This is a genomic window from Pirellulales bacterium, from assembly GCA_035499655.1.
Classification (GTDB): Bacteria; Planctomycetota; Planctomycetia; order Pirellulales; family JADZDJ01; genus DATJYL01.
In genome coordinates, this window is sequence record DATJYL010000048.1 from 45,195 (window position 1) to 57,338 (window position 12,144).

Below are 12,144 nucleotides of genomic sequence, written 5' to 3' on the forward strand. Positions count from 1 at the left end.
CGTGACCACTTTCGTGATTTACCGCCGGTTTGCTATGCTGAATTCATGAATCCCCTACCCGGCCCGTCCGATTTGCCCTCCGCCGCCGAAAAACCTGCAACTCCTTTTCCGGCGGCTGCATTCCCGACGGCGGTAGCCAAGCCCGTCATGTCGTCAGCTTCGGCTGCTTCGTATCCGTCCGTGCCACGGCAGATGTTGGACGAATTCGACTTGGGCATGCCGCGGCGGCGGCGGGCGCTGCCACTGGTGTTGTTTTTGCTGACCTGCTTTTTCACTTACGCGGCCGGCACGTATCATTGGGCGCCCACTCTGTTTGGATTTCAAGGCGAACAATGGAATTGGAACGCAACCTGGCACCAACTGAAAGCCAACTGGGCAGATGGCTTAACCTACATGGGCTGTGTCATGGCGGTGCTATTGGCCCACGAAATGGGGCACTTTTTGATGACCGTGCGGTATCGCGTGCCAGCCAGTTATCCCATTTTCATCCCGATGCCTATCATGCTTACCGGCACGATGGGAGCGGTGATCGGCATGGAGGGCTTTCGGGCCAACCGACGGCAAATGTTCGATATCGGATTAGCCGGCCCGTTGGCCGGATTGGCGGTGACCATTCCGCTGGTGTGGATTGGCATTAAAATTGGCGAACACGCGCTTCCACAACATGGCGGTTTTATCTTCGGCGATCCGCTGTTGGCCAGATGGCTCATTCACTGGTTACGGCCCGACATGGCGCCTGGTGAAGAACTGGTGATGAACCCGGTTTACATGGCCGGCTGGGTGGGAATGTTCGTCACCGGATTGAACATGATGCCTGTCAGCCAGCTCGACGGTGGGCATGTGATTTATGCCTTATTCCTGGGGCGCTCGAGGATTATCGCGCGGGGGTTTTTACTGGCGGCGATTGCGTATATTGTTCTTGCCCACCAAGTTTCGTGGACGTTGATGATTGTGATTGTCACGTTCATTGGCGTCGATCATCCGCGCACTGCGGACGACACGGTTCCCTTGGGCGCGGTGCGAACCATTCTGGGCCTGCTCTCGCTGGCGCTGCCGGTGCTTTGTTTTACGCCGTTCCGCATGCAGTCGGTGTGACCACCGGGTGGTGGGACAATTTGAAATTCCGACAGCCGCTTTTCCCGACTGACACAGTCGGGCTATGTTCAAATTGGCCCACCACCGACCACCGCTGTTACATCGACCTAAGATGTGCTCGCGCACTGCTTGGCCACGTGTAACGCAAAATCAAACCCAGCAGAATCATGGCCGCGCCGGCGACGGTCCACCAGGCAGGTTTTTCGCCGCGCACCAGAAATGCCCACAGCGGCAAGAGAATCGGTTCCAACAGCGCAATGGCGGCGGCCTCCTGGCTGGAAATGGATCGTAGCCCCCGACCAAACAGCGTATATGGCAGCGCCATTTGGAAAAAGCCAAAGCCCACGAGCAGCGGCCATTGCCAACCACTGGGCCACAGACCGCACCACAACACAAAGGGCGCAAGGATTGCCGCAGTGGCCAAATGATTGACGCTGACCAGCCAAAAGGTATCTTCGCCGCGCAGGCTGCGGAACGACATGATGACTCCGGCATAGCTGACCGCCGCCGCCAGGCCGCACACCACGCCAATATGCGATTCGCTTCCCGCTTCGTGCAGCAAAATCAATCCCACGCCCAAAGCGCCGGGCAGCAAGGTGAATAAATCGCGTCGGTTGAGGGGCTCGCGCAAGACCAGCACACTGACGCCGAAAATCCACCAGGGTGCGGTATTTTGCAGCCAAATGGCATTGGCTGCCGTGGTCAACGACATGGCAGACAGGTAAGTCACATTCATCACTGCAAAGCTGCCGATCATGGGCAAGAGCTTGATGGGCCAGCGCGGCCGGCGGACAGCCGGCAGAATGAGCAGCCCGGCAAACAGCGCCCGCCAAAAAGCCAGCAGCACGCCGCGCTGGTCGCTGGGCCAGGCATCGAAGGCGGGATTTTTGGCGAAAAACCCACTGGAACTCCACATCACCGCGGCGGCGACAATGCACAGCCGGTTGACGAAGGCATTCGCCGGGGCATCGGTGGCGCCGGGTGCCGGCTCCAAGGGCGCCAGTTCGCCGGGAACGTCCAGCGGAATCGGCGGCGGCGAACCGGGTTCACTCATCCCGCACCTTGCCGAGGGCCGCGTGGTAGGAGAAGTCGAACAGCAATTCCCATTCGCGGCGTTGAATTTGACGGCACAATTCTTCGCTGGCCGTGCTTTTGTCGCTGGCGGCCACCACATCGACGAAGGCGAAGGGATCCCACTGGCTTTGGCGCTTCAAAAAATTCGCCGCTGGCTCCGCTGGAACCGCCTGGGCGATTTCTTTCGCCGCACTGCACAGCGGCGCGAACACTGGATGCCGGCCCACGCGCCGAAACCAGTATTTGGCGTTGTCGTAATCCGGCTCGCGGCGGTGCAAAATGCCGTGCCAATAACTGCCCGTGGCGGTATGGATTTCCTGGCTGATGCCGTGGGAGCGGTCCAGAAAATCCCAGCGCAGCCACAGACCGGCCAAACAGGCCTAGGCCAATGCCTGATCGACGACGCGATGTGGAACAAAAGCGGCCGGGATCGAAACGGCTTCCAATGGTTCGCGCATCTGGGCCGCGGCGCGGCCGGGTCCCAAGGCATTCAGGGGCGCTGTTTCCAACAACGGGGCAAATACTGGCCCATAATCGGGCGGGTGGAATCGCTTCATCCTTTGAGCCCCTTCATCGCTTGGTTAATGTTGCCCAGGTAGTCGCCAGCCAGCCGAAAAATGAGCACCGTAATTAAACCGGCCACCAGGCACCAAACGCCCCAGCCGGCCAGGCGCGTAAAAATGGCAAACGCGGTACGCGCTGCTTCCAACTGTTGCCGCGCTAAAATTTCCAAGGATTCCACCAGCCGGCCGCTTTCTTCGCCCACTTGGACGGCATGCACCAGTTCGATGGGAAACACACCGGCTTCGGTCAAGGCTTCGTAAATGGGATGACCACGTGCGATGACCTGCTCCATGCGCTTCCACTGCTCGGTGAATTCCACGTTGTGCGTGCTGGCCACGGCGAGCTGTAAAGACCGTTTGACGTCGAGTGCGGCGCCCAGCGTAATGTGGAGCGTCCAAGCAAAGCGTGCCACCGCCAAGGTTCGCAGCGCGTCGCCCAGCATGGGAAGGCGCAGGGCCAGGCGTTGAATGGGGTGGGTCCACATCTGTCCGGTCCGCGCTGCGCGGTAGAACAAAAATAATCCCACCCCCACCAGCGCGAGAAACATCAGGTAGACCACTAACCCGCCGACGCCCGTCAAGCCCAAGCCCAACAGATCGGTTTTTGTGCCGGTGATGTTGGTGATGGTCGCCGACATCCAAATCAAAAACCCAATGACCGCCAGCGCCATGGCCAGTTCCATCAGCGGCCAGGTAATCGTGGTCAAAAACATCCGCCGCAGGGCAAGTTGCTCGTCGTAATGCTCGGCCAGTTGTTTGAGTACTTCCGGCAAATGTCCAGTTTGTTCGCCCACGGAAACGACTTCTCGCACCAATACGGGAAAGTAGTCGCCAGTTTCCTGCATGGCCACGGTGACGGTCGAACCGGTGTTGACCATGCCGGACATGGTTTCGATCCGCTCGCGGAGGGCCGGGGACGAACGCCGCGCCTCGCTGCCCAGCGCCTTGCGAATGTCGATCCCCGCCGCTAGAGACATCGATAGGCGGCGCAGAAAATCCGCCAATGTTTTGGTTGACGGCCGCGGAGCAAATAATTGGGCAAACGGCATTGCGCAGCTCGGGCAAAGGCACGGATGGGACGGAACAGGCCAAGCGAGTTGCCTACTGCCAAGCATATCTAGCAGATATGTCACGGAACAGGGTGCGACCGCGCCCAAGTGTGCGCTGCAGCCGGCACTCTCGAAGCGGAGCCTTATCGGCCGATGCCAATGAAGAAGCTGAAGTTTTGGATTTGGTCGCCCGGCGCACTGGCGACAGGGAAGGCCAGGTCCAATGCAATGGGCGCGGGACCCATCGCCGGAACGTTGATGCGTAAACCAAAGCCTGGCGATACGCGGATATTGCCCCAACGGACATCGGGCTCCACGGTGCCGAAATCACAGAATACGACGCCTCGTAACGCATCGTCCGCGGTAATCGGGAACAGGTATTCGGCGGTGCCCAGCAACATGAAGTCGCCGCCGACGCCCACGCCGTCGGACGCGCGGGGCGTGACTCCGCGGAAGGCAAAGCCGCGCAACGTGCTAAAACCACCCGCGTAGTAGGCGTCGTAAATGGGCGTGTCGGGGCCGCTGATATCCATCTGTGCGCCAAGCCCAATTACGTGGCGGCCCGAACCGTCGGCCCGTTCGTGCAACAGAAAATACTGCTGCCCTTGCACGTCAACGCGCGGGTACTGGAACGAGCCCACCACTTCTTCAAAGGTGGCGGAAACCAAATGGCCTTCGGTCGGCAGGAACGGGCTGTCGCGGGTATCGTGCGACATGCCCACCGAGAAGCCGTACAAATCGTTGTTGCCCAGCACTTCTTGCAATTGAGGGGGGGGGCTGGCCACGGCGTTGTAAATTTGCACTTGTTCGCCGCGGAAGCCAATCGTGCCTTTCAGGTCGGGAGTGAAGGCATAACCCAAACTGGTTGTACCGCCGACGCGGCCTTCCGTCCAACTGTCATAAATTCGGGTGAAGTAGTAAGCCGAAATACTGAACTGCACGGGCGTATCGAAAATGTACGGATCGCGGAATGTGACCGCGTAGCGCTGCAATTCGGTGCCTGGTTCGGCCTCCAAGCGGAACTGCTGTCCGCCGCCCCGCCAAGCGGTGCCGTTGGTAATATCGTCCCACGACCGGGGCAACCGGGTGATATCGAAGTTTTGCTCGTCCAAGACAAAGTTGCCCACCAGGCCCGCGTCGGAGTTTATGCCGGCGCCAATCATCAACCGGCCGGTCATCGTTTCCTGGGCCGTGACGTTGATGTCGGTTACCGCGTCCCCTTCCGGAATGACTTGATAACCGACGTTGCCCGGCGGCTGCGGCGGCGCTTGCGGTGCAACACCCGGCGCGGGAAGTGTGCCGTAGCCTGTCGGCGGCGCGCCATAAGCGGGAGGCGGGACCGCACTATTGCCTGCATAACCCGGTCCGAAGGCGTTTCCGCCGCTGGTGGCAAAGCCCGGCGGATAACTATTGGGCTGCCCCGGCTGAGAGTAAGCCGGCGCCGTACTCGCTGGAGCTGACGGTTGTGCCATCGGCGGCGAATAAGCCGGTACGGGCGGTGAACTCGAGGGGGGCAAACCGCCACCTTGATATTGTGCGTTGAAGGCCGGCGTCGAGCTGCCGCCGTAAACTGCGTTGGAATACAGACCGGCCGCCGGTGCAGACGTGGCCGGTGGAGTTGCCATTACGGCCGGTGAGCCGCCAACGGGCGGCGGAGCATAAATCGGCGCTGTGGTAGCGGTGGGCGGATACGTTGCCGGAGAGTACGAAGTGGGCGGCGCGGCAGAATAGGCGCCGGGCTGCGTTGCCGACGATAATGGGGTCATCGCCGTGCTAGGCGACATGGGCTGCGCTCCCGGCGGCAAATAACTGGGCGTGGAACTGCCCGCCGGAACGTTCCATGCGGAGCGGGCTTGATCGCCCGTCGGCGTGTTGTAGCTGGACCAATCGGAATTCGAGGCCGCCGAGTTGGCGCTGCCATAGCCGGAACCAGGACTTTGGAACCGCGCTTGTTGAATATTGTGATCCGCGGGCCGCACCACCGGCTGCTGCTGCGGCGCGTAGATGTCGACTTCGTTTCCGTCGGAATCCAGCGTGCGCGTGATGTCGAGCACCACTTCATCATCGTCGGGCGCTTGTCCACGATAGCTGTCGTATCCGCCGCCGGCTGGATAACCGGGGCCCGAACCGACTCCGCCCCCATAGCCGTTTCCGTTTCCATAACCGCCCGGACTGTAATCGCCACCCGATCCAGCACCGCTGCCGTAGCCGCCGCTGCCAAAGCCTCCCACATGAGCGCCTCGCCGGCTGGGAGGGGTGTCAGGCTTTTGCGCGACGGCGTCGGCATCGTCGGGATTGGAGTCGGGCTTGTTGAAGGCAATTTTCGGAGCGCCCCCCTTGCTGGGATCGACATTGAACAGGGCACTGGCGCGCAAGCGGCGTTCGTCTTCGCGAATTTTCTTCGTGTCGACAATATCGCCGGGGTGCAGCGACAGCCGGTCATAAATGGTGGAGTGCTTGGTGTGCGGATCGTCGCCGGCGATGTTCACGTTGATTTTTCCCACGCGGTAGCGCTTGCCTTCGCTGACGTTGTAAACCAAGTCCATTTGGGGCTGGTCTTCCAGCAGGCGTGTTTCCGCCTGGACATCGGAAAAAATGTAGCCGTGCGTGCCATACACGTCGCGGATGGCGACCAGATCGTGATCGAGCGTGGTCTGGTTGAACGGTTTGCCGCTCGTCTGTTCCAGCCCCTTGTTCAAATCTCCCACTTGAAATTTTTCGTTGCCAATGAACGAAACGTTGCGGATCGTGAAGCGCGGACCTTCGTCGATAATGTAGTTGAGCGAAAGCCAATCGTTGGCTTCGTTGTACTGCAGGTCGGGGGAAATTTTCGCGCGGAAAAATCCCAAGCCGCGGTAATAGGCGTAGAGCTTTTGCACGTCGTCGTCGATTTTTTTCCGATCGACCTTGCCGCCAAACAGCCACAGCACGCCCGGCTTGATGGAAATTTGCGTGCGCAATCGGGCGGCGCTGGCGATGGTATTGCCTTGGAAGCTGACCCACAGCACGCGTTGTTCTTGCCCTTCGTCGACCAAAAATACGGCCTTGCGATCATTCGGTTTGTCCCCTTCCAGCGTGGTTATGACCACGTGGTTGTAGCCGGTTTCGTGATAATACGCTTCGACGCGCCGCCGGGCCTCTTCAATGGCGTAGGGGTCCAAGGGTTGACCCTTTTCCAATTCTGATTTCTTCCGCAGCGTTTGCGTGCGCACATCTTGATTGCCGACAAACTTCACTTCTTCAATCGTGGGCCGTTCCACCACTTGGAAAATTACGACAATGCCGTCAGGCACCGCCTGAAATTGCGACCGCACGTCGAGAAACTTTCGCGAACTGGCCAGGGCCCGCACGTCTTCTTGCACCAACCGCGGATCGAACGGTTGACCGACGCGGGTACTCAGCTTCGGCATTTTCGCCACCGGCGTGGTGTGATTTCCTTCCACGCGCACTTCGCGGACAATGGTTTCGCCGGATTGCGGGTTGCCTGCGTCAGACGAGCCCGCCGGGCCATTGGGTGGGCCGGGATCGGCCATGGCCGGAGCGGTGTACGAGGGGAGCTTGGACACGCCGGCGGTATCCGTCGAAGACGCCGCGGCGCCGGTCGAAGAGGCCGCAAGATTAGGCGCGGTGGCAGGAGTTCGGGACGCCATCATCGGCACCGTGCCGTAAGTGCCGACGGCAGAAGTTTGCGGCAAATTACCGGCAACGGATGGTGTGGTAAGCGGGGCGCTGCTCGATGGCGCAGCAGCAGGTCTGGTTGGCGGCAAATAGCTTGGTCCTTCTGCAGCGGCTTGTGTTGGCGTTAAAGAATTGGATGTCGGCGGTACATAACCCGCTATTGGCGCGGTGGTGGTTTCTGGCCGGCCAAAGGGCGCAGGCTGAGCATACGATGCCGGCGGGGCGCTCAATGAAGACGGCGCACTTGAAGGCGGTGGGGCGTAGGACGGCAGTGGCGAATAGGACGGCAGTGGCGATAATTGCCCGCCGGATGCCGTGGCCGAAGGGGGCAGGGGATAAGCGCTTCCGCCGTCATACGAATTCTGAGCGAAGGATGGGCGCAGGGCGAGCATTAGCCCGGCGGCTAGCGCCAGACTGCCGACGATCAAACGGCGACGGAGTGCGACCATCAGGTTCGCTTCCCTGCGACGAATGTCAGGCACAGATGTTGAAAAACCAGACGAGGTTGTTGCGAATCAAGTTCCCACCCAGAACTGGACGGGAATTACCCCTTTCAGGCGCACGCGATAAGCCCACACTGGCCAGCCCGGCGCGCCGAGATGCCTGTGAAAGTTCCGCCCGAAGGGTGCGGAAAAATACTGCAAACCGCAATCACCGGCAAGTCGAACTGCGGGCGAATTAGCGAGAAATGTGCGATCACCGCCGCCGTGGCAGATTTGGCAAATTACGTAACTCGCTAGCACGGCACGAAAGTATAGTCCAGTCGTCGGATTTACCGTCGGATGCCCGTCGTTCAAGCCATCGGCATGCAGAAATCAAATTACTGCTGTGCCATGGCCGGGAGAGGTGATGACGGCGTTGCAGAAGATGCAGCGGAGGCAGGCGTTGCTTTTTCCGGCGCGGCCGCGCCGGTCACAATCTCCAACCGTTCCACGGTAACGGGCCGGATTTTGCCCCGAGTCTCGGTGAGCAATTCCAGCGGACTAGCGAGCGAATTGGTGAGCTGCCGAAATTCGTCGCTGGAAGAAAATCGCCGTCCGTTGACCTCGTAAATGCGATCGTATAATTGCAACCCGGCGTGCTCCGCCGGCGAGCCAGGCGTTATGCCGACCAGCAGCACCGCGTCGGGTTCGGCATCATCCACGCGCCATGCCAGACCCAATCGCACGGGTTCGCCCGCCGGCTGAATGCTCATTTCTATTGGTTGTTCGTTGGCGGCGCGCAAAACTTTGATTGGCACAGTGCCCTGGGTGGCCAACACCAACTGTCGCAATTGCTCCACGCCGGTTAGTTCGCTGCCGGCGTAATTCAGGATGCGGTCGCCCATTTTCAAACCGGCTTTGGCCGCGGCGCTATCAGGGGCAACCGCCGCGATTTGCAGCACGCCTTGCCTGGATTGGGTTTCGTCCCACGTGATGCCCAATCGTCCGGCCGGCGAGGGCGCGAGTTGTTCCACCAATGGCTGCGAGGCGGGCGACTCAGACCGGGCGGCCGTGCGGAATTTCGGCCGGGCCGTTTCGTCGGCCAAATCCAGCGCGGCGCGGAACAGGAGCTGACTCACGGTTTTTAGCCCGGCCGAGTTGATTTTGTCGGCTTTGTCGCTGGGACGGTGATAATCTTCGTGCAAGCCGGTGTGCAGCATCAGCACCGGAACGCCGGCGGCAAAAAACGGTTGATGATCGCTGTCGGCCTTCATCAGCCAATCGAAATCCAGCAGCAAACCGGTTTCCTCGTTGTCGCGGCTGAGCAGTTGCCGCCAGTCGTAACTGCTACGGCCGCCGTAAACAATGACTCGGCTGTTTCGCAACCGGCCGATCATGTCGACATTCAGCACGGCCGCCACATTGGCCAGCGGCACCGTGGGGTGATCGATCCAGTATTTTGAGCCCAGCAAGCCTTCTTCCTCCGCATCCCACAGTGCGAACATGACGCTGCGCTTGGGGGCCTGGGGAAGTTGATTGAACGCATTGGCCGTTTCCAAAATGCCAGCATCGCCGCTGGCATTGTCGTCGGCCCCGTTGTGAATTTGCCCCAGTGGGCCGAAACTATTGGACGGCTTGCCATAGCCGATGTGATCGTAGTGGGCCGTGACCAGGACGAATTGCTTTTTGAGCTCCGGATCGCTCCCTTCAATCCAGCCCAACAAATTTCGCGAGTTGGCTCCGAATGGTTGGTAATAGCCACCCCCCACGCCGCCGCCGCGCAGCTTGAGCCGTTGGAATTGCTCTCCTAAATAAGTTCCCGCAGCGCGGCCGCCCCGGGTTCCGGTTTCACGCCCTTCCAACGCATCGTCGGCCAGCACGTTGACGAAGTTTTGAGCATCGTCCGCCGTGATGGTTTCCATGGCGGATTTCGCCACCGAAAGATCGGCCGCCAACAACCGCGATGGCGCCGGCCCCGCAATTAATTCTCCAAAAAAGAGCCACCCGACTCCGCCGAGAATGATGGCAGTCCGGCGGACAAAGTACGGCTTTGTTGCTTGTTTAGAGAGCTGGCGTGCGGCGCACGATGTTGCCATGAAAGGCTCCAATCAATCGGCAATTCTGTGGGCGGCTGAAACGGACTGCGCGGGAAAGGTTTATCGTCAAAGATACACTACAAAACCGGCAGCGTGTCCCAGACCTGCTGCCGGTCGGTGATATGGATGAGTAAAATCGCCTGCTTTTAGAATCTGCCGCGCCTAAAGCGTGGTGGTCGTGCCGCCCGTGGTTGTGGTGCCCGAGGTCGTGGTCGTGCCGCTGGTGGTCGTGGTGCCGCTGGTCGAGGAGGTCGACGTACCGGTTTGGCCAGTCGCGAAATTAAAGGTTGTCACGTTGCTCACGGTAGAAAACAACGGCAAAGCGGTAATCCGCACATAGCGCCGATCGGCTGATACCACCGCAGTGGCAAATAAATTGGTGCCTTCGGGCAAGACCGTAATCACGGGTTGATAGCCCACGGCCCCGGCGCGGAAAAACGGGAAATTGAACGGCGTCACGGGGGCATTCCCGGCGCCTGCGCCGGCGTCCGGCAAATCGCTGGCGGAGCCGGAAGACGATTCGCTGTCAAACGCAGACAATTGTTCCGACAATACCGCGCGGCCGACCACTTCCTGATTTTCAGTCGCCAGGGCCAATTGCGCCTGATCCAGCGGATCTTTGCGGCTGCCATTGTTCAAATCAAAAAGAACCAAAGCATCGCGCTCGCTGACGGGAATTTGCTTGTGGATGTGCGCGACCTTGGTCGTGCCAAAATGCGTGTACACATCGACCGTGACCTTGTCGGTGGCCACATGTCCCCACAAACGCCGCACCAACACTTTGTATTGACCGCTGAATCCCTGCGGCAGAATGTACGACTGAGAATACTCCGCGGCGCCGTCGCTGCCGGGCGATTTCAATTTGGCGTATGTGTCGCCCTGCATCACTCCGCCGCCGGTGGTGCGCGGGTTGCTGAACTTGCAGACGGCGCCGGTCGGTTCTTCCACCGCTAAATCGACGTCGGCATCGCCCGTCCAACTGACCTTCACCACACAATCGCGGGCTTGGGCCTCGTCAAGCTGACGACGGAAATCGTCGGCCTGATTCATTTGCCCCTGGCTGCGCAGTTTTTCTAAAAGCGCATCGGCGGCATAGCGGGCCGATTCCACAATTTCCTTTTTGTCGTTCGGCCAGGCCTGGCTGAGCACACCCAGACAAGCCCAGCGGATGCCATCGACATCGTTCAACCGCTGGGCAACGGTCAGGCCGTGCATGTACGGCTCGTGGCGATACGGCTGCATCACCGAAACCTGTCGAAGCAATTTTAGCGCCCGGGCATCTAAACCGATGCGCGCCATATACACCGCCACATTCACTAGATCGGTGGGGGAACGGGCAAAGTCGGCGGCCGACATCAACGCCCGTTCGATTTCGTCTTTGGGTGCGTCGGAGGCTTGGAGCGATAGCGCCAAGGCCTCGTACATCCAAGGTTGGGCATAACCGTTGCGCAGGGCCGCATTAATTAAGGCGGTAACCTCGACGAATTTGCGCTCGTTCATCAATTCCTTGGCCGTATCGGCAACGGCCGCATTACGTTTTCGGGCAATCTCGGCCGAGTGCTGTTCGTCGGGCTGGGGCAATCCGGCGAAGTAATCGTTCCACGCTTGATTGGGATCGGCGCTGGAGTCGATGGTGATTGTGCTCGCTGCCGTCGCACGCGCTGACGGCGCAGGTGCTGCCGCAGCCGGCGACGAATTCGACACGGGTCGAACTGTCGCGGAGGAGTGATTATCTACGGACTGCGGCCGGCTTTCGGCGGGCTTGGCTGCGGATGAATTCTGCGAATCGTTTACATCCAGCGCGCCGCCGGTGCCACGTTCGGGCACAAGCGTACGGCCCGACTCGGCGGGCAGGCTAAATGCGCCGCCGCCGATGCCGCCGCCCAATCCACCGCCGCCGCCGCCGATGCCGCCACCTAATCCACCGCCGCCACCGATGCCGCCGCCACCGCCGCCAATGCCGCCCAAACCGCCGCCCAATTGTCCCAAATTGACGTTTTGACTTTGAATGGGCACCACCAAATCGCCGACATAATACACCTTGGTGGTTAATGTGGTGTCAGCTTTTTCCTTCGTGGTGATTTGAAGGATTTCGTCCTTAATCAAATAACTCAAATTGAACCGCGACAGAATTAACTTCAACGCTGACTTCAAGGAAATATCTTTA

At 60.0% G+C, this 12,144-nt stretch carries 8 protein-coding genes; 1 reads left to right on the plus strand and 7 read right to left on the minus strand.

Annotated features, from left to right (window positions below; all coding sequences use genetic code 11):
* The first annotated feature begins 45 nt into the window (after nucleotides 1-45).
* A complete protein-coding gene (locus tag VMJ32_03230) occupies nucleotides 46-1,095 on the plus strand; it encodes a site-2 protease family protein (GenBank protein ID HTQ38010.1) in 1,050 nt (349 codons plus the stop codon).
* 97 nt (nucleotides 1,096-1,192) lie between these two features.
* Here VMJ32_03230 and VMJ32_03235 read toward each other — a convergent pair whose 3' ends face one another.
* The 7 genes from VMJ32_03235 to VMJ32_03265 all read right to left on the minus strand — a co-directional run.
* Nucleotides 1,193-2,149 carry a DMT family transporter gene (locus VMJ32_03235; protein ID HTQ38011.1) on the minus strand — a complete coding sequence of 319 codons (957 nt, stop codon included), beginning with the start codon at nucleotides 2,147-2,149 and terminating at the stop codon, nucleotides 1,193-1,195.
* Nucleotides 2,142-2,543, minus strand: a complete 402-nt coding sequence (locus VMJ32_03240) for a hypothetical protein (protein ID HTQ38012.1) — start codon at nucleotides 2,541-2,543, stop codon at nucleotides 2,142-2,144. The genes VMJ32_03235 and VMJ32_03240 overlap by 8 nt, the downstream gene beginning before the upstream one ends.
* 6 nt (nucleotides 2,544-2,549) lie before the next feature.
* Nucleotides 2,550-2,726, minus strand: a complete 177-nt coding sequence (locus VMJ32_03245; protein HTQ38013.1) for a hypothetical protein — start codon at nucleotides 2,724-2,726, stop codon at nucleotides 2,550-2,552.
* On the minus strand, nucleotides 2,723-3,781 hold the full coding sequence (locus VMJ32_03250) for a type II secretion system F family protein (GenBank protein ID HTQ38014.1): 1,059 nt from the start codon (nucleotides 3,779-3,781) through the stop codon (nucleotides 2,723-2,725). The genes VMJ32_03245 and VMJ32_03250 overlap by 4 nt, the downstream gene beginning before the upstream one ends.
* A gap of 143 nt (nucleotides 3,782-3,924) precedes the next feature.
* Entirely contained in the window at nucleotides 3,925-7,908 is a 3,984-nt protein-coding gene (locus tag VMJ32_03255) for a BamA/TamA family outer membrane protein (GenBank protein ID HTQ38015.1), read from the minus strand.
* 371 nt (nucleotides 7,909-8,279) lie between these two features.
* A complete protein-coding gene (locus VMJ32_03260; GenBank protein HTQ38016.1) occupies nucleotides 8,280-9,977 on the minus strand; it encodes a M28 family peptidase in 1,698 nt (565 codons plus the stop codon).
* 162 nt (nucleotides 9,978-10,139) lie between these two features.
* Nucleotides 10,140-12,144, minus strand: a 2,005-nt coding sequence (locus VMJ32_03265) for a hypothetical protein (GenBank protein ID HTQ38017.1), incomplete at its 5' end; no start/stop codon positions are given.

What these genes read in the sequence shown, in the direction of transcription:
- VMJ32_03235 (HTQ38011.1), bottom strand. Translation starts at nt 2,149, where the DNA reads ATGAGTGAACCCGGTTCGCCGCCGCCGATTCCGCTGGACGTTCCCGGC.
- VMJ32_03255 (HTQ38015.1), bottom strand. Translation starts at nt 7,908, where the DNA reads ATGGTCGCACTCCGTCGCCGTTTGATCGTCGGCAGTCTGGCGCTAGCC.
- VMJ32_03245 (HTQ38013.1), bottom strand. Translation starts at nt 2,726, where the DNA reads ATGAAGCGATTCCACCCGCCCGATTATGGGCCAGTATTTGCCCCGTTG.
- VMJ32_03230 (HTQ38010.1), top strand. Translation starts at nt 46, where the DNA reads ATGAATCCCCTACCCGGCCCGTCCGATTTGCCCTCCGCCGCCGAAAAA.
- VMJ32_03260 (HTQ38016.1), bottom strand. Translation starts at nt 9,977, where the DNA reads ATGGCAACATCGTGCGCCGCACGCCAGCTCTCTAAACAAGCAACAAAG.
- VMJ32_03250 (HTQ38014.1), bottom strand. Translation starts at nt 3,781, where the DNA reads ATGCCGTTTGCCCAATTATTTGCTCCGCGGCCGTCAACCAAAACATTG.